The sequence below is a fragment of the Bizionia argentinensis JUB59 genome (genome assembly GCF_000224335.1).
In the GTDB taxonomy this organism is placed as follows: domain Bacteria; phylum Bacteroidota; class Bacteroidia; order Flavobacteriales; family Flavobacteriaceae; genus Algorimicrobium; species Algorimicrobium argentinense.
On sequence record NZ_AFXZ01000012.1, the window covers coordinates 92,944 to 116,117 of the forward strand.

Sequence of the window (23,174 nt, forward strand, 5' to 3'; positions counted from 1 at the left end):
AAGCAGAACAACAAGTTATTAAAGGAGGGAAGAGATTATTTGAATGTAGTGGTGACGACGATTGCCAAGGTCCAAAGCAGTGTAAAACTGGTGCACATCCAAATTCGTACATAGTAAAATGCTATCAAAATGCATGTATGATTAGTATGTGCTAAATAATTTAAGCAGTTGCCTACTAGAAGGCAACTGCTCTTTTTTAATTTAAACTTTCTAAACTACTTTTTAAAGTCTCAATTTTAGCTAAAGCATCGGCTTCTTTATTTCGCTCGTTTATAATAACTTGCTCTGGAGCGCCAGCCACAAAACGTTCATTGGCCAATTTCTTTTGAACTGATTTTAAAAAGCCTTCAGTATATTTTAATTCTTCTTCTAGCTTTTTAATTTCCTCTTCCACATCAATAGTCCCAGCTATAGGAATAAAGTACTCATTGGATTTGACACGGAAGGTTAAAGCGCCTTCAACCGCACTGTCCACATAGTCTATGGCTTCCAAATTACCTAATTTGATAATAATCGAATCCAATGCCTTGGAAACCGAATCATTATTAATGACTGAAAAACCAATGGCATCTTTAAATGGAATGTTTTTATCCTTACGAATATGTCGAACACCTGAAATCACATCTTGCATAAAATCAAAATCCGAAATGAATGCTGCATTAACCGTTTTTTGCTCTGGCCAAGGTGTTACTATTAAAGCATCTTCAGGTTTACGCTCTTCCATAAATTGCCAGATTTCCTCCGTAAGGAAAGGCATAAATGGATGTAATATTTTCATTAAGTTTTCAAACTGCGCAATAACCTCTTGAAGTGTTTTTGCATCAATAGGCTGTTGGTATGCTGGTTTTATAATTTCTAACAACCAAGACGCAAAATCGTCCCAGATAAGTTTGTAAGTCGCCATTAAAGCATCAGACAAACGGTATTTACTAAAATGGTCTTCTATTTCAACTAATGTTTCTTGAAACTTCGCATCAAACCATTCTAAAGCTATTTTACTTGATTCTGGTTGTTCTATAGTTTCACTTACCTCCCAACCCTTTATTAAACGGAAAGCGTTCCATATTTTATTAGCAAAACCTTTTCCTTGTTGACAAAGCGCTTCATCGAACATTAAATCATTTCCAGCGGCTGAACTCAATAATAATCCAACACGCACGCCGTCGGCACCATAATCTTCAATCAATTTTAAAGCATCAGGGGAATTCCCTAATGATTTACTCATTTTTCGACGTTCCTTATCTCGCACTAACCCCGTTAGATAAACATTATTAAAAGGCTTTTGATCTTTGTATTCGTAACCAGCAACAATCATACGTGCTACCCAGAAAAACAAGATATCCGGACCTGTTACTAAATCGTTGGTTGGATAATAATATTTTATTTCTTCGTTTTCTGGATTTCTAATACCATCAAAAACACTCATTGGCCATAACCATGATGAGAACCACGTGTCTAATGCGTCTTTATCTTGACGTAAATCTTCAGCGGTAAAAGGCGGTTCGACTGCGCTCAGCGTGACATCTCGCTTTTCATTGGCTAATTGCACGGCTTGCTCAATAGTTTCAGCTACTACAAAATCTTCTTTGCCGTCGCCATAGAAATAAGCTGGAATTTGTTGTCCCCATAACAATTGTCTGGAAATATTCCAATCGCGAATATTTTCCATCCAATGTCTGTAGGTGTTTTCAAACTTTTTAGGAAATAGTTTAATTTCAGCATCTTCACCTAAAACAGCATCAATGGCAGGTTTTGCCAGATCTTCCATTTTCAAAAACCATTGATCAGATAATCTTGGTTCAATAACGGCTTTAGTACGTTCAGAGGTTCCAACTTTATTTAAATGTTGTTCTGTTTTTATTAAAGTATTACTGTCTGTTAGTTCTTTTACAATTTCTTTTCTAACCACAAAACGATCTTTTCCTTCATAATGCAATCCGTAGCTATTCAATGACGCATCATCATTAAAAATATCAATAACTTCCAGATTGTGCTTATCTCCTAAATTTTTATCGTTTTCATCATGAGCTGGCGTTACCTTTAAACAACCCGTTCCAAACTCTACATCTACATACTCATCTTCAATAATAGGAATAACACGATTACAAATCGGCACAATAGCCTTTTTACCTTTTAAATGGGTAAAACGCTCATCATTTGGGTTGATACAAATAGCTGTATCACCAAAAATAGTTTCAGGACGTGTAGTTGCAATAGTTAACGTTTCATTACTTCCTTCTATTTTATACTCTAGATAATATAAGTTTCCTTGTTGTTCAACATGAATAACTTCCTCGTCAGACAAGGTTGTCTTTGCTTCAGGATCCCAGTTGACCATGCGAAAACCACGATAAATTAAACCTTTGTTATATAAATCTACAAAAACTTTAATTACAGATTCCGACATATCGTCATCCATAGTGAATTTGGTTCTATCCCAATCACATGAACAGCCTAGTTTTTTAAGTTGTTCCAAAATAACGCCGCCGTATTCATGAGTCCAATCCCAGGCGTGTGCTAAAAACTCATCACGTGTCAAATCGTTTTTATCAATTCCTTGCTCCTTTAATTTAGCAACCACTTTAGCTTCGGTAGCAATAGATGCATGATCGGTTCCAGGCACCCAACAAGCATTTTTACCTTGCAAACGCGCACGACGAATTAATACATCTTGAATCGTGTTGTTAAGCATATGCCCCATATGTAGCACACCTGTTACGTTTGGAGGTGGAATTACAATGGTATATGGTTCTCTATGATCGGGCGTGGAATGAAAGTAATTATTTTTCATCCAGTAATCATACCACTTACTCTCTACTTGACTTGCATCATATTTTGATGGAATTTGCATACTTTGGAATAGTTTTTGAAATATAATATACAAAAGTACTTATATTTCTATTTTCAAAAAATTATAAGACGTCATATTATATAACAATTGCAGTTTAATATTATAATTCCGATGTCGTACGTCTATTTTTTTTGTATAAGGACGAAAAAGTGAGTAAGTTTACAACCATATTAAACATATAAATTATGAAAAATTTAATTACGATACTATTTGTAGGGCTAATTAGCTTTGCAGTTAATGCACAAGAAAAAGTTGCGAAAATCGAGTTTAAAGAAACAACGATCGACTATGGCATTATTGAAAAAGGTGCTGATGGCGTTCGTGTATTTGAATTTACAAACACCGGTGATGCACCTCTAGTTATTTCCAATGTAACATCAAGTTGTGGCTGTACGGTTCCAAAAAAACCAGAAGGCCCTATTGCTCCAGGAGAAACAGGTCAAATTTCAGTAAAGTATGACACCAATCGCGTCATGCCTATTCGTAAAACTATTACAGTTTTATCTAATGCTGATACACCAACAACGGCTTTAAAAATTAAAGGTGACGTTATTGATCCTAAAAGATCAAGCGTTTTAGAGAAAAAAAATAAAAGTGTTATGAGTCAGTAATACTAGATTTAGACATTTAATTAAAAAACAGCCTTGAGAAATCAAGGCTGTTTTTAGTTTAATAAGTTATTTAAATTAAATTCATATTTAAAGAGTTTACCATCGCGTTCAATTCGAATCCGTATCCTTTTACCATCTGGCCCTTTAAATAAATGAATTAGTTCTTGAAGACTGTATCTTTTGACATCCGTTCCATTTACTTCCAAAATAAAATCGCCTAACTGCAAACCGGCTAATTGCGCAGGACTATTAGGTCTAATTTTCACAATTTCAAAAGCTGGAACAGTTTTCAATCGATAATCGTCATAAGGGCTTTTATTTGAAATGTGTTTAGTTACATCTGTGTTTTTGCCATAAAGTAGGCGACCATTATCTAAAGTATAATAATAATTTTTTACCAAGCGTATGCCATTATGCTCAATATCAATACCACTTTTATTATAGCTAAATGGTTTTTTAAAATTAGCGTTTTTCTTTATGACCATGTAGGAGTCTTGGTAATTAAACGTGACGTGAAATCGTTTTAAAATTTCAGCACCAATAGTACCATTCCTATCTTTATATTTTTTTAGCGTTTCAATAGATTCTCCTATAGGAAAAGCAACCAAAGACTCATTCAAAACAAAGTTACCAATAGTTAAATTCTCTACTTTGGATCGTTTTCCGTAAAGAGCTCCGCTTAATCCATAACCTAAAAAATCATCAAAATAGTTATCCGTAGAAACAATTTGTTGTGATGCGTCTTCAAATAACCAAAGTGCGTCACTTGCTCCGGTATCTAATAACATTTTAACGGGAATATCTTTACCTTCAATACGGATTTGAGCCGTAATATATGGTTTTAAATTATAAAAGCTCAAGGCTATTTTCTCACAATTGCGACAAGATTTTTCTTTATAGGTATCCGGATTAAGTAGTTTTATATATTTTGATCGGTAATTGATTTCTACCACAAAATCTTTAAAGACATCATAACCAATAATACCGTGAATAGGAATACCTAATTTTGGTGTATAATCCATACTTCCATCAAAAATAGCATAAATTGTTTGTTGATACTTTACAGCTTTCCCAATTTCAATTTTATTTTGAGTCGATTTAATAGCTTCCACAACATAACCATCTCCTAAACCTTTTAAAAAGAATGTTTCTTTAGTTTCTGAATTTAAAACTTCTAGACTACTTATATGTTCAAATAAAATAGGTTTGGTTACACCACTATCTAAAATAAAGGAAAGCGTGACACCATTAATAGCAATGGGAATTACAATAAGATTATTAATTAATTGAAAACGGATTTTATCAGAAGTTTTTCCGTTATTGAACTGAAACGTTTGCTCTTGGGATAGTAGGCTAAAACTAACCAAAAGTGCTAATACAATGACAATAAATTTAGAACGTTTCATCTGCTATGTATGAAGTACGCTATTAAAGTACGACATATTGTTCATATTTACTTAATTACAACACGTTTTTAACAACTAAATCAATATATATTTCAGAACTTCGCGTTTTTAATACCATAAGTTTATGCCAAAAATATCTCAAAAAGGCGCTGCCATGCCGCAGTCACCAATTAGAAAACTTGTTCCGTTTGCAGAAAAAGCGTACAAACAAGGAAAAACCGTTTACCATTTAAATATCGGTCAGCCGGATATAAAAACACCAGAAATAGCTCTAGACGCTGTTAGAAATAATTCCATCGAAACTTTAGCTTACAGTAGATCTGAAGGATCTGATGAGTATAGAAGCAAAATTGCGAATTATTATAGCAAACACGATATTAACGTAACCAAAGAAAATATTATAGTAACTACTGGAGGTAGTGAAGCATTATTATTTGCTTTTGGAAGTATTATGGATGTCGATGACGAAGTTATTATTCCTGAACCTTTTTATGCAAATTACAATGGATTCTCAACAGCTTCGGGTGTAAATATTGTTCCTGTAATTTCAAAAATAGAAGACAATTTTGCTTTGCCTGCTATTGAAGAGTTTGAAAAACTAATCACGCCAAAAACAAAAGCTATTTTAATTTGTAACCCAGGAAACCCTACCGGTTACTTATATACCAAAGAAGAAATTAAAAAATTAGCGGAAATTGTTATTAAACATGACTTGTTTTTAATTTCAGATGAGGTATATCGTGAGTTTGCTTACGATGGTGTTGAACACTACTCTATCATGCAAGAAGAAAACTTAAAAGATCATGCTATTATGATTGATTCTGTTTCCAAACGTTACAGCATGTGTGGTGCCAGAATTGGTTGTTTAGTTTCTAGAAACGAAGAAGTTCTTTTTACCGTTTTAAAATTTGCTCAAGCAAGATTAAGTCCACCAACATTAGCGCAAATTGCTAGTGAAGCGGCTTTGGAAACACCTCAAAGCTATTTTGATGAAGTGAAAACAGAATATGTTGCACGTCGCGACGTTCTAATTGCTGAATTAGAAAAAATTGATGGTGTGAAGGTAGCCAAACCAAAAGGTGCTTTTTATTGTATTGTTGAATTACCGATAAAAAACTCCGATGCTTTTGCACAATGGTTATTAGAGGATTTCGATATTAATGGCGAAACCATCATGGTAGCACCCGCTGCAGGATTCTATTCGACTCCAGGTGTTGGTTTAAACCAAATCCGAATTGCTTATGTGCTTAATAAAGAAAGTTTGGTTCAAGCTGTTCATATTTTAAAAGAAGCTTTAAAGGTTTATAAAGATTAGTGCAAATCTTAAATAACATATCATTAAAACCATACAACACCTTTGGTCTTGAAGCGACTGCCAAACACTTTGTGTCTGTAAACAGTATCGCATCTTTACAAAAGGTGTTGGTTTTACCAGATTATCCTAAAAAATTTATTTTGGGTGGCGGCAGTAATATGTTGTTAACTCAAAACATAGAGGCATTAGTTCTTCATATTAATATAAAAGGGATTTCTGTTATTTTAGAAGAAGAAAATACGGTAAATATTAAAGCGAGTGCAGGTGAAAACTGGCATGAATTTGTTTTATGGTGTTTAGCGCATAATTATGGTGGTCTTGAAAATCTATCATTAATTCCTGGAAATGTAGGAACTGCCCCCATACAAAATATAGGTGCTTATGGCATTGAACTAAAGGATAGTTTTGTTTCTTGTGAAGCGTTAGAAATAGCTACTGGATCTATTAAAACATTTAATAAAGCGGCTTGTAATTTCGATTATAGAAACTCTATTTTTAAGCAAGAAGCTAAAGGACAATATATTATTTGCAGTGTAACGTTTCAACTCACAAAAAATCATCATCAATTACATACTAATTATGGAGCTATTTCTAATCAATTACAAAAAATGTCTATTGATAATCCAACCATTCAGGATGTTTCAAAGGCAGTAATTGCTATCCGCCAAAGTAAATTACCAGATCCTAAAGAAATAGGAAATAGCGGTAGTTTTTTTAAAAATCCTATTATTTCAACAGAAGCATACAAAGATCTTAAAATGCAATTTCCTAATGCACCAGGCTATATTATTTCAGAATTAGAAGTAAAAGTTCCTGCAGGTTGGCTTATTGAAAAAGCTGGATTTAAAGGCAAACGTTTTGGTAATTATGGTGTGCATAAAGAACAAGCGCTTGTACTAGTTAATTATGGCCATGCAAATGGATCTGACATTCTTAAACTCGCTGAATTAATTCAGCTTACCGTTAGGCGTTTGTTTAACATTAAAATTGAAGCTGAAGTAAACTTACTATAATTGATTAGAATTATATAACTTAGCCCTTGTTGCTAAAAACAACTTTAACTACAACCAAATAAAATTTTGAGCACACCGATAGAAGAAGAAATAGTTGGCTTACTAAGAGAAGGCAACAAAAGAGCCATATCATTATTATATGAATATTATGGCGATGCGCTTTTTGGTGTGATATCTAAAGTGCTAACAGATCCCGATTTAGCACAGGATGCTTTACAGGAAACATTTATAAAAGTTTGGAAGAAAGGCAAATCTTATGATTCTAAAAAAGCCAAACTTTTTACTTGGCTATATAGAATTGCCTATAACACAGCCATTGATAAAGTTCGTTCGCATAATAATAAAGCGAGTAAGGAAATCCAAATAGATGCTTCAAACGTATATACCTTAACAAGTGATAGTTTAAATCAGGACGCGCTAGACATACAAAAGCACTTAAGTTCTATTGAAGAAAAATATCAGATTGTTATTAATGCGCTCTTCTTTGAGGGCATGACCCAGCAAGAAGCTAGTGACGAGTTGGACATCCCGCTTGGCACAATAAAATCGAGATTAAAAATCGGACTTCGTGAATTGAAAAAAATTTACGACCCAGAAACAACTCAGTCATGAATGATAAAATAACGACATTTTTAAATTCTGACCTACTAGATAAATATCTTTTAGGCCAAACGACGTCTAAAGAAACTGAAACTGTAGAATCCTATATTTCTAAATATCCAGAAGTAGATCGCGTTTACAACAACATGCAAAGCCAATTAGAATTGGTGGCTCAAGCGCAAGCTATTAAAGCACCTAAAGCGGCTCTTAATTCTATAATGGACGCACTTGAAGAGAAAGCTACGGAGGTCCCAGTAATTGCATTAAACAAAACAAGAATCCGTAAAAAATGGTTTCAATTAAGCGTTGCCGCAAGTGTTGTTGCTATCATGTTTGCAGGAACATCTTATATTTTCTTTCAGCAGAACAAAATGTTAAAAATTGAAAACCAAAAAATTGCTGATGAAATATATGATAGACTAGACGACTTGGATAATAAAAACAGACGTTTAGACGAAATAATGCGTCAAATGAATCAACTAAACGATCCAGAAACAGAGAAGTATATAATAAATGGTAATAATCGTGCTAAAAACCTTAAGACGGTTGCTTACATAAATCCTAAAGACAAAACCTCTATGATTGATGTAGTTTCTCTTCCACAATTGCCAGAAGAGCAATGTTATCAAATCTGGGCAGAGTTGGAAGACAAAATGGTGAATCTAGGCATATTAGGTGAGGCCGATAGACAATTAAAATCAATTCCGTATACTGAAGATGCATTGGCTTTAAGTATTACTATAGAACAAAGAGGAAGTAAATTAAGTGCGACTAAAGAAAATTCGGTTGCAGAAATTACGCTAAACAAATAACCCTCTTTTAAAGCCTATAACAAGACCTCGTTTTTAAAAAAAACGAGGTCTTGTTATTTCTAAAATTCCGTATCTTTGCAAAAACAAATTTTATGAAACTCTTTTTAATAACATTAGTATTGTTAGGAATTGCCGTAGCAGGAATTGCTATTAAAATATGGGCGAAAAAGGATGGTAAATTTGCTGGAACTTGTGCCAGCCAAAACCCTATGCTTAACACAACGGGTGAATCTTGTGGTTTCTGCGGAAAATTGCCAGAACAATTTGACAACTGTAACGAACCTCAACACTCGTAAATTTAATGCTCATATTAGACATTCTCTACTACATATTTATTGTAGTAGCGTGTTTTCAGGTTGGCTATTATCTCGTTTTTTTTAGTCAATTTGCTTTTCAAAAAGAAACGAAACCGGAGCCAAATAACATTCCGATTTCCGTATTAATATGTGCGAAAAATGAAGCCGATAATCTGAAAGATTTCCTTCCTTCGATCATCGCGCAAAATTACCCCAATTTTGAAATTGTTTTAATCAACGATGCTTCTTATGATTATACTTTGGACGTCATGGAAGATTTTGCTAATAAACACCCCAATATTAAGATTGTAAACGTTAGAAATAATGAGGCTTTTTGGGCGAACAAGAAATATGCACTTACATTAGGTATTAAAGCCGCAAAAAATAACCATCTTTTATTTACGGATGCTGACTGTAAACCAATTTCTAAAAATTGGATTTCCCAAATGAGTGCGCATTTTAACAACGACAAAACTATCGTATTGGGTTATGGCGGCTATACTAAAATTAAAAAATCATTCCTTAATAAGTTAATTCGTTTTGAAACCTTATTGACGGCTATGCAGTATTTATCATTTGCAAAAATGGGTATGCCATATATGGGAGTAGGGAGAAATTTAGCCTACACGAAAGATGATTTTTTTAAGGCAAGTGGTTTTATGAAACACATGCACATCCGTTCTGGTGATGATGATCTATTTATTAATCAAATCGCTACGGCAAAAAACACTAGCGTCTGTGTAGCTAAAGACAGCTTTACTATTTCCAATCCAAAAACCACGTTTAAAGAATGGGTAACACAGAAAAAGCGTCATATTACCACAGCGCATCATTACAAACCTGTTCATAAAATTTTACTAGCTTTATTTTACGCATCACAATTACTATTTTGGTTATCTGGGATCGTGCTTTTAGCATTTTTATTCTACTGGGAAGTCATCTTGATATTCTTCGCTTTGCGTCTAATAAGTCAGTTAATAATTGTGTGGTTTACGGCAAAAAAACTGGATGAGCAGGACTTGATGCTGTTCATTCCTTTATTAGAATTCTTTTTAGTTATTTTCCAATTGACTATATTTATATCTAACCTCGTATCAAAACCAAAACATTGGAAATAAAACAAGCCATTGAGCGCGCCAAAACGAACGATCAGAAAGCCTTTAATTTTTTATTAGATTCTTTCTGGGATTACGTATATGGATTTCAATTAAAGCGTGTAAAGAATGAAAATGATGCCGAGGACATTACTATTCAAACCTTTTCCAAGGCGTTCGATAGAATTGATACGTACAAAAGTGAATACAATTTTAAAACTTGGTTAATTACCATTTCAAAAAACATTCATATTGATTTAATTAGGAAGGAAAAAAACTCTATTTCTCAAAATATTTCACATCACGATGAAGATAAATATCATAATATTCTGGATGATTCGCCTTCTCCGGAAGACATTTTAATTACCGAACAAAATTTAGCTAAATTACTTCGTGATATCAAGAAGCTAAAGCCTCATTATCAGGAAGTCATTAATTTAAGATATTTTCAGGAATTGAGCTATAAAGAAATATCTTCAGAAATTAACGAACCCATAAATAACGTTAAAGTAAAGTTACTTCGTGCAAAGAAACTACTTGCCGAAATTATTAAAACCAAGCGCAATTAAGCCCATTTTGGACACGAGTACTTTCAAGAAATCTCCATTTATTTCCAATAATACTTTGTATCTTTGCAAAGGAAATTTTAGTGTATGAAAACAGAAACAGCTACAAGTATTTTACCTGAAAGACAAGCTAAACCAAAGTGGTTACGTGTTAAATTACCAACTGGTAAGAAGTATACAGAATTGCGCACCTTGGTAGATAAATACAATTTAAATACCATATGTGCTTCTGGAAGCTGCCCAAATATGGGTGAATGTTGGGGAGAAGGTACTGCAACATTTATGATTTTAGGAAATGTTTGTACACGCTCATGCGGTTTTTGCGGTGTAAAAACCGGTAGACCAGAAACCCTAGATTGGGATGAACCGGAAAAAGTAGCACGCTCTATTAAATTAATGCAAATTAAGCATGCTGTTTTAACAAGTGTGGATCGTGATGATTTAAAAGACATGGGTAGTATAATGTGGGCAGAAACTGTAAAGTCTGTTAGACGTATGAACCCGGAAATTACCATGGAAACGCTTATTCCAGATTTTCAAGGTATAGAGCAACATATTGATAGAATTATTGACGTTGCGCCAGAAGTTGTATCTCATAACATTGAAACCGTACGTCGTTTAACACGTGAGGTTAGAATTCAAGCAAAATACGACCGTAGTTTAGGTGTTTTAAAATATTTAAAATCTCAAGGACAACGTAGAACTAAATCAGGAATTATGCTTGGTTTAGGTGAAGAACGCGAAGAAGTTATTGAAACACTTCACGACTTAAGAGCTCATGATGTGGATGTTGTTACTATTGGTCAATACTTACAACCAAGTAAAAAACATTTACCTGTAAAAGCCTTCATTACACCAGATCAATTTGATGAATACCGCGAAATTGGCTTGGATTTAGGATTCAGACATGTAGAAAGCAGCGCTTTAGTTCGTTCGTCATATAAGGCTCAAAAACATATTAACTAATGATTCGAATAGGAATTAATGGTTTTGGGAGAATTGGCCGTCGTGTATTCAGATTACTTCATAATCATCCAGAACTAGAAGTTGTTGCGATAAATGATTTAGCGGATTCTAAGACTTTAAGTCATTTATTAAAATACGACAGTATTCACGGTATATTCCATGAAGCTATTTCCTGCGACGACGATCATATTATTGTTAACGATAAAAAGGTTGTTTTATCCCATCATAATCACCCTAAAGATATTAATTGGAAATCTTCGGAAGTGGATTTTGTTATCGAAGCATCTGGAAAGTTTAAAACAGTTGACGTTTTACAAAATCATATAACCAATGGTGCCAAACGCGTTATTTTAAGTGCACCACCAGAAGATGACTCTATTAAAACTATTGTTTTAGGCATTAACGAATCCAGTATCGATGGAACCGAAACCATTATTTCAAACGCGTCTTGCACCACCAATAACGCCGCGCCTATGATGGATGTCATTAATAAACTCTGTGGTATTAAACAAGCATATATAACGACGGTTCACTCCTACACTTCTGATCAAAGCTTGCATGACCAACCACATCGCGATTTACGTCGTGCCAGAGCAGCTGGACAATCTATAGTTCCAACAACAACAGGTGCCGCCAAAGCTTTAACACGTGTTTTCCCTGAACTATCTGATGTTATTGGGGGTTGTGGTATTCGAGTTCCTGTGGCCAATGGCTCTTTAACAGACATAACCTTTAATGTAGAAAAAGCCGTAAGTATTGAAACCATTAACACTGCTTTTAAAACAGCATCTGAAGGTTACTTAAAAAATATACTGGCATATACGGAAGACCCAATTGTTTCTATTGATATTGTTGGAAATACGCATTCCTGCGTATTTGATGCACAAATGACATCTGTAATTGGGAACATGGTAAAAATAATTGGCTGGTATGATAATGAAACAGGCTACTCCCAAAGAATCATAGATTTAATTTGCTTTCTGTCTAGAAAACCGTAACATTTATGGTCTAAATAATTATATTTGTCGTTAACAGTCAATTCTGGATGACACATACACACAAATATATAGTCATTGTTTCAATGCTTTTAAGCTTCTGTCTTTCAGCGCAAAATGACATCAATAAAGATAATGAAACAATTCAGATTAATATTGACTATAAAATAAATCAAGCACAACGAAATATTGAAAGTACTGATTTTTTTGAAGCCGAGAAAAAATTAGCAGAAGCTTTAGTTCTTGCAGAAAAAATTAGTACTAAAAAAAGTATTGCCATCATTTATTCTAAATTGGGTAAGCTTCAATATATTATTGAAGAACCTGATGATGCGCTTGTAAGCTTATTTAAAGCCAACGAAATTCAACGCATTATAAAGGACGACGTTAACCGAGCGGAGACTTACAAAACCATTGGAAATGTCTATAATAGCAAACAAAATTACAACCAAGCGTTAGATTATTTCGTATCAGCTAATACGCTTTTCACACAGGAAGGTTTGGACGATTTTGTTGCTGAAGTACTTTTAAATGAAGGCAAAACACTCATAAAAATTAAAAATTACTCAAAAGCTAATAAGCAATTAGCAAGAGCTATTAGTTTAGCTAAACGATATGATTTAGATAAAATTCAAAGTAGCGCACTAATTAATAACGGATTAGCTCTAGCACATCTAGGGAAACATGAAGAAGGACTTGAAAACACTATTGAAGGTGTTAATATGGCGCAGAAGTATAAATTCTACAGTATTCTAACTAATGGTTATCTTGTTTTAAGTGAATTAAATGAATTGAATGGTAATTATCAATTGGCCACTAACTATTTAAGAAGACATATGAAGCTTTCGGATTCCTTACTGAAAGCAAAGCGCGAAAACTTATCGCCTGAAAAACGGATTAAAATTTTATTAAGCAACCAAACAGAGTTTCAAAAAGAACAAGCAGCTAATCTCGAAGAAAAAATTAAAGAGAATAATTTAAGCAAACTAACTACCATTTTAAGTATTGCTCTAATTACTATTTTATCCTTATTAACTTTATCGCTTTACAAAAACAACAATATTCGGCTAAAAACCAACAACATGCTTCACATTAAAAATAGTGAACTAATTGTTGCCATGGAAAAAGCTGAATTAGCTTCTAAAACCAAAGCTAATTTTTTATCTACAGTTACCCACGAATTACGAACACCACTTTATGCCGTTACTGGTTTAACTAATATGTTATTGGATGAGGATCCAAAACCAAATCAAATTGCACATTTAAAATCCTTAAAATTTTCAGGAGAATACTTATTGACATTTATAAACGATATTCTTCAAATTAATAAAATTGAAGCCAATAAGGTTGATATTGAACCAGAAAACTTCAATCTTAAAAAGAAAATGACCAATGTTATTGCTGCTTTAAACAATTCTGCTAGTAGTAATAACATCAAATTACATCTAGATTATGAGCAAAGTATTCCAGAGACCTTTAATGCAGATCAACTTAAAATATCGCAGATTCTAATTAATTTAATAGGTAATGCTATCAAATTCACAAAAGATGGTGATATCTGGATCCGCGCTAAAAAAATGAATCAAGATGGCGACAATTACACCATTCGTTTTGAAGTAGAAGACAATGGTATTGGAATTAGCCCGGAAAAACAAGAACGCCTTTTCGAGAGTTTTTCACAAGGCTCTATTCAAATTAATAGAAAATACGGTGGAACAGGTTTAGGTCTATCCATCGTTAAAGGACTTATTGATATTTTAAAGGGAACTATATATTTAAGGAGTGATTTAGATAAAGGCTCAACTTTTACTTTTGAAATCCCAATGAAATATGCTAAGCCAGTAGCTAGGCAGAAAAAAATAGAATATTTCAATAATATTAGCGATTTCGATTTAGAAAACATCAAGATTTTGGTTGTCGAGGATAACAAAATCAATCAAATGATAACGAAAAAGATCCTAAACAAAATGAACCTGAACTGTGATGTCGTTGATAACGGCGAAGAAGCAGTAGAAAAAGTACGCAAGGAAAATTACGATGTGGTCTTAATGGATATTCATATGCCAGGAATTAGTGGACTTGAAGCTACTACACTTATTCGTCAATTTGACCAAGAGCTTACTATATTTGCTTTAACAGCGGTAACAATTGAAGACAAAATGCAGGAATTTGATGAAGCTGGATTTACTGATATTATTTCCAAACCTTTCAAACAAGAGGATTTTGAGAAAAAACTCTACGACGCTTTAATAGGATCTAATGAAACCAAGTCGATTTAATCTGCGTAATTCACATACTCCATTATCATAGTTCGAAACAGCGCTTGGTCATCAACGACAGCAGTGATAGGTATATAGAATAATTTATTTTCTAAACTTGTATACGACCTTAAACGCATGAAATCCTTCTCGGTAGTTAGTAATAAGTTTTTTTGTTCAAGCTGCGCAATATCGGCATCCGTAAACACATGATGATCCGGAAAGTTTAAATGCTTAAACTTAAAACCCTTATTTTTTAAATAGGCCACTAACGGACTTGCGTTAGCAATTCCAGTTACCAATGTAAATGGCTTTAAATCCATTAATTTTTGTGAGGTATTATTAGATAAAACGTTTTCTGAATAATCTATAGAACTAAAAAACACCTTTTGATTGGTTTCGGGTTTAAGTTTTAAAATTATCTGTTCCTTTTCTCGCGGTGAAATAGTATCTGGACATTTAGTAACCACAATTATTTGAGCACGTTTAGCACCACTTCTTGGCTCTCGTAAATTACCAGTTGGCAACACCCAATCATCACAATATAATTCATGATATGTGGTCAGCAAAATATTAAAGCCAGCATCTACTCTTCTATGTTGAAAAGCATCATCCAATAAAATAACATCTAGTTTTTTAGGCAAACTTATCAGCTTTTCAATACCACGTTGTCGGTTAGAATCGACAGCAATTTGAACTTCTTTATAAAATTTTGTGTAAAACTGAAAAGGCTCATCACCTAATGTTTTAGCACTATCTGAATTATTAGCAAGTATAAAGCCTTCTGTATCTCTTTTATAACCGCGACTTAAGGTTGCTACTTGGTATGAATCTTTTAAGATTTGTATTAAAAGTTCAATCATAGGCGTTTTTCCTGTTCCGCCAGTACTTAAGTTGCCCACGCAAATAATTGGCAAATTATAGGATTTACTTTTGAAAATGCGCATATCATAAAACTGATTTCGCAACCAAGTTATCGCGTAGTAAATAGGAACGATGGGGAATAAAATTTTTCGCAGAAGCTTCATAACAACGAAAGTAATTATTTTATCTTTGAACTTAAACATAAATAGAAATGATTGTTCAAGACGTTATAAATTTATTAGAAGATTTTGCTCCTACTACTTATGCTGAAGATTTTGATAATGTGGGTCTATTAGTTGGAAATACTCAGGAACCGATATCTGGAATTCTAGTCACTTTAGACACTACGGAAGCTGTAATTGATGAAGCTATAGCCACCAACTGTAAACTTATTGTTAGCTTTCATCCAATTATTTTTTCAGGTTTAAAGAAAATTACAGGCAAAAATTATGTGGAACGCGTGGTTATAAAAGCTATTCAAAATAACATTGCTATTTTCGCTATTCACACGGCATTGGATAATGCATATCACGGAGTTAATAATATGATTTGTGAAAAGTTAAGTCTGACAAACCGTCAAATTCTAATTCCACAATCAGGAACCATAAAAAAACTCATTACGTATGCTCCATCTGCTGAAGCTTCAACAATTCGCGAAGCACTTTTTAAAGCTGGGGCTGGAAGTATTGGCAATTATGATAATTGTAGTTTCAATTTAGAAGGTACTGGAACATTTCGAGGTGGTAAAGATTCTGATCCTACCAAAGGGAAAAAGCTTGAAAACCATTCGGAAGCTGAAACACAAATATCCGTGACGTTTCCAAAGCATTTGGAAACTCAAATTTTAAAAGCACTTTTTACAACGCATTCTTATGAAGAAGTCGCTTATGAAGTTGTCAGCATAGAAAACACGAATCAACATATTGGCATGGGCATGATTGGCTCATTAGAAAAACCGATGCCAGAATCCGAATTTTTAGAGTATCTTAAAACTCAAATGCAAACAAATACCATAAGACATTCGGCACTTCTGGACAAACCGATTCAGAAAGTAGCGGTTTTAGGTGGCTCGGGAAGCTTTGCTATTTCTGCTGCTAAACGCGCTGGCGCTGATATATTTATAACAGCAGATTTAAAATATCACGATTTTTTTCAAGCTGAAAACAGCCTAATTCTCGCGGATATTGGCCATTATGAAAGTGAGCAGTTCACAAAAAACCTTTTAGTTGCATTTCTTATGAAAAAAATCACTAATTTTGCACCTGCCTTACCGGTAGGTAGGCTCATTTTATCAAATACCAATACAAATCCTGTTAAGTATTATTAGAGTATGGCAAAAAAGAAAGAAGCAACGGTAGAAGAGCGTTTAAGAGCCTTGTATAACTTACAACTCGTAGATTCTCGCATCGATGAAATTAGAAATGTTCGTGGAGAACTTCCTTTAGAAGTACGCGATTTAGAAGATGAAGTTGCTGGAATGAACACCAGATATGAAAAGCTTGATGACAGCTTAGAGGTTATAAAAAACGATATCAGTTCTAAAAAGAATTTGATTGAAGAGGCTAAAGCACTTATCAAAAAGTATAACGAGCAACAAAAAAATGTTCGTAATAACAGAGAGTTTAATTCTATTTCAAAAGAAATTGAATTTCAAGAATTAGAAATTGAATTAGCTGAAAAAAATATAAACGAGTATAAGGTTCAGATTGAGCAGAAAAAGGAAGTGATTTCACAGACTAAAGAACGCTTAAAAGAACGTCAAACACACCTGAAGCACAAAAAAAGTGAGTTAGATGATATTTTGGCGGAAACTGAAAAAGAAGAGCAAGCGCTAATTAAAAAATCAGAGGATTTCAAAAAATCTATCGAAGAGCGTTTAGTTGCTGCATATACCAGAATTAGAAAGAATGTTAAAAACGGATTAGCGGTTGTACCAATTGAAAGAGGTGCATCTGGAGGATCTTTCTTTACTATTCCGCCACAAGTTCAAATGGAAATTGCATCTCGTAAGAAAATAATTACAGATGAGCACAGTGGTCGTATTTTAGTGGATGCTGCATTAGCTGATGAAGAACGCACAAAAATGGAAAAGCTTTTTTCTAAATTATAAGCTTCAACCTTATTAAATACACTAAGCCTTCAATTCTTTGAAGGCTTTTTTTTTATCATTATTTTAATAGTTTATTTATAAGGTTGCAATAATTTATACGTCTAAAATAAAAAAACTATGAACAAACTACTCCTAATGGTATTGACTGCCATGTTATTTAGTTGTAATAACAACGCACAAGTTAACCCGAAACAACAAGATATAATTAATGCAGAACCTATTGAGGTTGCCATGCAAAACGGAAAAGCCAAAGCTTATTTTGCTAGTGGTTGTTTTTGGTGTGTGGAAGCAGTTTACGAAAGTGTTAAAGGTGTAGATGAATCTATTTCTGGTTATGCAGGAGGTCAGACTAAAAACCCAACCTATGAATCTAGTAACACGGGAAGAACCGGTCATGCCGAAGCTGTTGAAGTAATTTACGACCCAGAAGTTGTTAACTTTGAAACCTTATTGGATGTGTATTTTTCGTCTCAAAACCCCACTCAGGTAAATGGGCAAGGTCCCGATAACGGATCGCAATACCGATCTATTATATTTTATCAGAACGCTGAACAAAAAGCTTTAATTTCAAAAAAAATTAAAGCTTTGGAAGCTGAATTAGGTAAAAAAGTTGCCGCTGAAGTGTATCCATTTCAAAAATTCTGGAAAGCTGAAGGGTATCATCAAAATTACGAGCGATTAAATCCTGACAATTCTTACATTCAAAATGTATCGATTCCGCGATTAAATAAGTTCAAACGAAAGATGCCAGGCATACTAAAAGCCAATCATTAAAAAAATAGTCATTCTGAACATAACTTCTTATTCAGAATGACTTTTTTCATTATAGCTTTGTCGCTTTTAGTGTAAATATCAAAGGATATAAATTATCCACTGTTTTAAACATGCCGTTTTCTGTTGGAATCAAATCTGGCAGCACATTATAAGGACTTTCATTGTGTTCATGTAAATATTCAATATGCAAACCTGCTTCTGTTAAAGCATTTATAACTTCGCTTAAACCGTGATTCCAGCCGTATTCTTTACTCACCATTGTAGATTCTTGATTGGCGTAAGTACCTTCATATTCCTCATAAATAGGTTCATCTTGCATATAGCCATATTTCATAATGGGTTTCCCTTTTAAATAATCAAACATCCAAACAATAGGATGAAATTCAGCCATAAAAAACGTGCCGCCTTTTTTAAGTCGCTCGGCAATCATTTCCCCCCAAGGTTTTAAATCTGGCAACCAACCAATTACGCCATAACTGGTAAAAACAATATCAAACTGCCCCTTAATATGTTCTGAAGTGTCCAAAACATTACAACAAATAAATTCGGCATCTAATCCTAATTCCCTGTTCAATTCTTGTGCTAACTTAATTCCTTCATCACTTAAATCTACTCCAACGCACTTGGCTCCTAGCCTACTCCAACTTAAAGTATCTTGACCAAAATGACATTGCAAATGCAATAGAGACTTTCCTGAAACAATACCCAAAGCCTCTAATTCATAAGGCATCAACGATGATTCACCTTTTTTAAAAGCAAGCATATTATACATATTACTTTCCGCGTGCACTTTCACTTTTGTATTCCATGTTGCTTTATTAGTAGCAAAATAGTTTTTTTCTAAATCCATTTTCTCATAATATATCTGCCTAAATTACTATAACTTTGTAACTTCTAAAACATTTATTATGAAACCATATATACTTTTATTCTCGATTGTACTTTTTATGCAATCCTGTAAATCAGACAAGAACAATACATCAACAATTATTTCCGATGAAAATACTTTAACAGTTTCAGAGAAAATAGCTCAAGCTTATGGCGTTAAAAATTGGGACGATGTAAACACCATTACTTTTTCATTTAATGTAAAAAAAGATAGTACAGTTTTTAAACGTTCTTGGGAATGGTCTCCAAAAACAAATGATGTGAAATTAATGACTGATACCGACACTTTAAATTACAACCGAAATCAAGTGGATAGCACATCTATTAACGCTGACAAATCGTTTATAAACGATAAATTCTGGCTATTAGCGCCTTTTAATTTATTTTGGGATTCAGGAACAACAGTTACAGATCCTGTGATAGAAAAAGCACCAATTAGCGAAAAAATGCTTAATAAAATCACTTTAACTTATACGAATGAAGGTGGATATACACCAGGTGATGCTTATGATTTCTATTATAACGACGACTTTCTGGTTGAAGAATGGATTTATAGAAAAGGTAATTCTGTTGAACCTTCTATGATTACAACTTGGGAAAACGACACTGATTTTAAAGGTGTACTTTTAGCTTTAAATCATAAAAAAATGGACGATGACTGGGAGCTATATTTTACAGATGTTACCATAAAGTAGTTTCAAAACATCCAAAACTAGCTATTGGAACGTATATATAATGTAAATATCCCGCTTTAAGCGTCTATATATATTCAAAAAGCACTTCAATCACTGGTTGAAGTGCTTTTTCTTTTTAGCGGTCATTCCTAAAATTATAATTCCTATTTTTGTGTAAACCGTAAAACAAAACACATTGTCCAACTTCAAAACAGGTATTGATTTCGCTAAAGAACAAGACGAAAACGACACATTATCATGCTATAGAAATCAGTTTCATATTCCGAAAGACAAACAAGGAAATGATATGATTTATCTCTGCGGAAATTCATTAGGCCTACAGCCAAAAGCTACCAAAGACTATATTAATCAAGAATTAGAAGACTGGGCAAATTTAGGTGTAGAAGGTCACACCCACGCTAAAAACCCATGGTTAGGCTATCATGAATTCCTTACGGATAGCATGGCAAAAGTGGTTGGCGCCAAACCGATAGAAGTGGTTGTTATGAATACCTTAACAGCTAACCTGCACTTTATGATGGTGTCGTTTTACAAACCAACAATCGAGCGTTATAAAATTATTATTGAGGCAGATGCTTTTCCATCGGATAAATATGCGGTAGAGTCCCAACTTCGTCATCACGGTTATGATGATAAAGAAGGTTTACTACTTTGGAAAGCTCGTGAAGGTGAAGAATTATTGCGTTATGAAGATTTGGAAGCCATTCTAAAAGAACATGGAGATGATGTGGCACTGGTTATGATTGGTGGTGTTAATTATTATACAGGACAATTTTTCGACTTAAAACGTATTACAGAACTGGGACATAAACACGGATGTATGGTTGGTTTCGATTGTGCCCATGGTGCTGGAAATGTGGAATTAAACTTACATGATTCGGGAGCTGATTTTGCCGTTTGGTGTACTTATAAGTATTTAAATTCAGGACCAGGAAGTCTGGGTGGTTGCTTTGTTCATGAACGTCACGCCCATAACAAAAGATTAAACCGCTTTACAGGTTGGTGGAGTCATAATAAGGAAACACGTTTTAAAATGCGTGATGAATTTGATGCAATTCCAGGAGCAGAAGGTTGGCAATTAAGTAATCCGCCAATATTATCTATGGCCGCCATTAAAGCATCATTAGATATTTTTGAGGAGATTGGAATGAAAAAGCTAAATGAAAAATCTAGAGCTTTAACAGCGTATTTCGAATTCCTATTAAAACAAGTGGGCGATGATTCTATCCGAATTATCACCCCAGAAAACCCAGATGAACGCGGTTGTCAACTTTCTATTCAGGTGAAAAATGCCGATAGAAGTTTACACGATAAATTAACAGATGCCGGTGTAATTAGCGATTGGCGCGAACCAGACGTTATTCGTTGTGCACCCATTCCATTATATAATTCCTACCAGGATGTATATCATATGGTGGAGCGTTTAAAAAATATATTAGAATAATAAGCACCTTGCACGTTAAAGGAGTTCTAGCAACTCCCAATTCTGTTTAACAGATAAATTAAAGCATGAAAAACACACAACAAAATATATTGATAATTGGTGCTGGTCTTTGCGGTTCCTTATTAGCGCTGCGTTTAGGTCAACGCGGTTATAAAGTGAACTTAATTGAAATGCGCCCCGATTTACGAAAAACCGATATTAGCGCTGGTCGTTCTATCAATTTAGCACTTTCAGATCGCGGTATAAAAGCGATGAATTTAGTGGGAATTCAAGATAAAATTGAACCACTTTGTATTCCTATGAATGGTCGTTTATTACATGATGTTGAAGGTAATACTACTTTAGCACCTTATAGTGGTCGCGAGCACGAATACATTAATTCTATATCTCGTGGCATGTTGAACGCACTATTGCTAGATGAAGCTGAAAAGCACGATAACGTCAATATTTATTTTAATAGAAAATGTGAATCTGTCGACTTTGAAAATACCACAGCCCGTTTTACAGAATTCGATACCAAAAAAGAATTCATAGAAGATGCCGATATAATTATTGCTACAGATGGCGCTGGTTCTGCCATGCGTCAAAGTTATTATTTAGGTCATAAATTCTTATTTAGCTTTTCGCAAGATTACTTAAGTCATGGTTATAAAGAATTAAGTATTCTTCCAGGTGAAAATGGCAGTTATAAAACCTATAAAAATGCGCTTCATATTTGGGGTCGCGAAGCTTTTATGCTAATTGCTTTACCCAATTTAGATGGTAGTTTTACGGTTACTTTATTTTTAAGTTATGACGAAGGCGAATATAATTTCAATAACTTAACAACCGAAGAACGTGTTTTAGAATTCTTTACAAAGTATTTTAAAGATGCTTTAGATTTAATGCCGAATCTTATTGACGATTTTTTCACCAACCCAACCGCACCTTTAGGAACCGTGAAATGTTCCCCTTGGCATTATAAAGGCAACACGCTTTTAATGGGAGATGCGGCTCATGCTATTGTACCGTTTTATGGACAAGGTATGAACGCTTCTTTTGAAGATGTGGTAGAATTTGATAAGGTTTTAGATGAAGGTCACGATAATTGGGAAACCATTTTTAAGGTTTACGAAAATTCACGCAAACAAGATACGGATGCGATTGCCGATTTAGCGATCGATAATTTCCATGAAATGAAGGGACATGTAAATCACCCGAATTTCAGAGAAAAACGCGATTTAGAAATGGCTTTTGAAAAAACATTTCCAAATGACTATTCATCAAAATATTCATTAGTCACATTTAATGAAGAAGTCAGCTATCGTGATGCCATGCTTCGCGGTCGTGCGCAAGACAAAGCCATATTGAATATGTTGGCAGATGGCGTTATTACCAAAACAAAAGATTTGTCGACTGAAGAATTACTAGTAACTTTAGAAAAAGTAAAAGTTGAAACGGACATAGTTTTAGAGGATGATAAAATTGCTGGATTACATAAATAAGGAAGATAACATTAATTAGAACTCAATATAAATTAAAGGGAAACTCCTAAATCAATTCAAAGTATTGAAGATCAAAATTCAGAAATAATAAGCGAAGGAATGAAGATGCGAGGCGTAGCTTCAAGCACGTAA

The 23,174-nt window shown here is 33.9% G+C and carries 21 protein-coding genes; 17 read left to right on the plus strand and 4 right to left on the minus strand.

Translation table 11 applies throughout. The features are described 5' to 3' along the window. Window positions 1-196: 196 nt before the first annotated feature. Window positions 197-2,851: a valine--tRNA ligase gene (locus tag BZARG_RS04685; RefSeq protein WP_008636010.1), complete on the minus strand. Its 2,655-nt coding sequence runs from the start codon at window positions 2,849-2,851 to the stop codon at window positions 197-199. Between the two features lie 185 nt (window positions 2,852-3,036). On the opposite strand from BZARG_RS04685, the gene BZARG_RS04690 reads away from it, so the two are divergent. Beyond that, window positions 3,037-3,462 carry a DUF1573 domain-containing protein gene (locus BZARG_RS04690; RefSeq protein ID WP_008635971.1) on the plus strand — a complete coding sequence of 142 codons (426 nt, stop codon included), beginning with the start codon at window positions 3,037-3,039 and terminating at the stop codon, window positions 3,460-3,462. A gap of 53 nt (window positions 3,463-3,515) precedes the next feature. Here the strand turns inward: BZARG_RS04690 and BZARG_RS04695 are convergent, their stop codons facing one another. Beyond that, window positions 3,516-4,868, minus strand: coding sequence for a PDZ domain-containing protein (locus BZARG_RS04695; protein WP_008636012.1), 1,353 nt, complete (start codon window positions 4,866-4,868; stop codon window positions 3,516-3,518). A gap of 124 nt (window positions 4,869-4,992) precedes the next feature. Here BZARG_RS04695 and BZARG_RS04700 point away from each other — a divergent pair, with 124 nt between their 5' ends. The 10 genes from BZARG_RS04700 to BZARG_RS04745 all read left to right on the plus strand — a co-directional run bounded on the left by BZARG_RS04700 (window position 4,993) and on the right by BZARG_RS04745 (window position 14,804). Next, window positions 4,993-6,183 carry a pyridoxal phosphate-dependent aminotransferase gene (locus BZARG_RS04700; RefSeq protein ID WP_008636017.1) on the plus strand — a complete coding sequence of 397 codons (1,191 nt, stop codon included), beginning with the start codon at window positions 4,993-4,995 and terminating at the stop codon, window positions 6,181-6,183. After that, a complete protein-coding gene (murB, locus tag BZARG_RS04705) occupies window positions 6,183-7,196 on the plus strand; it encodes a UDP-N-acetylmuramate dehydrogenase (protein WP_008635888.1) in 1,014 nt (337 codons plus the stop codon). Before BZARG_RS04700 ends, murB begins: the two co-directional genes overlap by 1 nt. A 66-nt stretch (window positions 7,197-7,262) precedes the next feature. Continuing rightward, window positions 7,263-7,808, plus strand: a complete 546-nt coding sequence (locus tag BZARG_RS04710; protein ID WP_008635927.1) for an RNA polymerase sigma factor — start codon at window positions 7,263-7,265, stop codon at window positions 7,806-7,808. Next, complete coding sequence (locus tag BZARG_RS04715) at window positions 7,805-8,608, plus strand: anti-sigma factor (protein WP_008636014.1); 804 nt, start codon at window positions 7,805-7,807, stop codon at window positions 8,606-8,608. Before BZARG_RS04710 ends, BZARG_RS04715 begins: the two co-directional genes overlap by 4 nt. A gap of 92 nt (window positions 8,609-8,700) precedes the next feature. Further along, entirely contained in the window at window positions 8,701-8,904 is a 204-nt protein-coding gene (locus tag BZARG_RS04720) for a hypothetical protein (RefSeq protein WP_008636024.1), read from the plus strand. Between the two features lie 5 nt (window positions 8,905-8,909). Continuing rightward, the gene (locus BZARG_RS04725; protein WP_008635958.1) at window positions 8,910-10,022 is read left to right on the plus strand and encodes a glycosyltransferase; all 1,113 of its coding nucleotides are present in this window, start codon (window positions 8,910-8,912) and stop codon (window positions 10,020-10,022) included. After that, on the plus strand, window positions 10,013-10,567 hold the full coding sequence (locus tag BZARG_RS04730) for an RNA polymerase sigma factor (RefSeq protein ID WP_008635992.1): 555 nt from the start codon (window positions 10,013-10,015) through the stop codon (window positions 10,565-10,567). Before BZARG_RS04725 ends, BZARG_RS04730 begins: the two co-directional genes overlap by 10 nt. A gap of 84 nt (window positions 10,568-10,651) precedes the next feature. After that, a complete protein-coding gene (gene lipA / locus BZARG_RS04735) occupies window positions 10,652-11,530 on the plus strand; it encodes a lipoyl synthase (protein WP_008635849.1) in 879 nt (292 codons plus the stop codon). Further along, window positions 11,530-12,528 (plus strand): type I glyceraldehyde-3-phosphate dehydrogenase, encoded by a 999-nt coding sequence (gene gap, locus BZARG_RS04740; protein WP_008636020.1) that lies wholly within the window; start codon window positions 11,530-11,532, stop codon window positions 12,526-12,528. The genes lipA and gap overlap by 1 nt, the downstream gene beginning before the upstream one ends. A 47-nt stretch (window positions 12,529-12,575) precedes the next feature. Then, complete coding sequence (locus BZARG_RS04745) at window positions 12,576-14,804, plus strand: ATP-binding protein (RefSeq protein WP_040288020.1); 2,229 nt, start codon at window positions 12,576-12,578, stop codon at window positions 14,802-14,804. Here the strand turns inward: BZARG_RS04745 and lpxK are convergent. Further along, a complete protein-coding gene (gene lpxK, locus BZARG_RS04750; RefSeq protein WP_008635877.1) occupies window positions 14,801-15,811 on the minus strand; it encodes a tetraacyldisaccharide 4'-kinase in 1,011 nt (336 codons plus the stop codon). The two genes, BZARG_RS04745 and lpxK, sit on opposite strands and share 4 nt — an antisense overlap. A gap of 47 nt (window positions 15,812-15,858) precedes the next feature. Here lpxK and BZARG_RS04755 point away from each other — a divergent pair, with 47 nt between their 5' ends. The 3 genes from BZARG_RS04755 to msrA all read left to right on the plus strand — a co-directional run bounded on the left by BZARG_RS04755 (window position 15,859) and on the right by msrA (window position 18,531). Beyond that, on the plus strand, window positions 15,859-16,974 hold the full coding sequence (locus tag BZARG_RS04755; protein WP_008635979.1) for a Nif3-like dinuclear metal center hexameric protein: 1,116 nt from the start codon (window positions 15,859-15,861) through the stop codon (window positions 16,972-16,974). 3 nt (window positions 16,975-16,977) lie between these two features. Beyond that, window positions 16,978-17,757, plus strand: a complete 780-nt coding sequence (locus tag BZARG_RS04760) for a zinc ribbon domain-containing protein (RefSeq protein WP_008635954.1) — start codon at window positions 16,978-16,980, stop codon at window positions 17,755-17,757. Between the two features lie 117 nt (window positions 17,758-17,874). Continuing rightward, on the plus strand, window positions 17,875-18,531 hold the full coding sequence (gene msrA / locus BZARG_RS04765; RefSeq protein ID WP_040288021.1) for a peptide-methionine (S)-S-oxide reductase MsrA: 657 nt from the start codon (window positions 17,875-17,877) through the stop codon (window positions 18,529-18,531). A gap of 49 nt (window positions 18,532-18,580) precedes the next feature. Here msrA and BZARG_RS04770 read toward each other — a convergent pair whose 3' ends face one another. Continuing rightward, window positions 18,581-19,381, minus strand: coding sequence for a class I SAM-dependent methyltransferase (locus BZARG_RS04770; protein ID WP_008635839.1), 801 nt, complete (start codon window positions 19,379-19,381; stop codon window positions 18,581-18,583). A 58-nt stretch (window positions 19,382-19,439) separates the two neighbouring features. Here BZARG_RS04770 and BZARG_RS04775 point away from each other — a divergent pair, with 58 nt between their 5' ends. The 3 genes from BZARG_RS04775 (at window position 19,440) to BZARG_RS04785 (ending at window position 23,042) form a co-directional block, all read left to right on the plus strand. Beyond that, entirely contained in the window at window positions 19,440-20,114 is a 675-nt protein-coding gene (locus tag BZARG_RS04775; protein ID WP_008635867.1) for a hypothetical protein, read from the plus strand. Window positions 20,115-20,289: 175 nt separating this feature from the next. Beyond that, complete coding sequence (gene kynU, locus BZARG_RS04780; protein ID WP_008636004.1) at window positions 20,290-21,558, plus strand: kynureninase; 1,269 nt, start codon at window positions 20,290-20,292, stop codon at window positions 21,556-21,558. A 65-nt stretch (window positions 21,559-21,623) separates the two neighbouring features. Continuing rightward, on the plus strand, window positions 21,624-23,042 hold the full coding sequence (locus tag BZARG_RS04785) for an FAD-dependent oxidoreductase (RefSeq protein ID WP_008636008.1): 1,419 nt from the start codon (window positions 21,624-21,626) through the stop codon (window positions 23,040-23,042). Window positions 23,043-23,174: the final 132 nt, after the last annotated feature.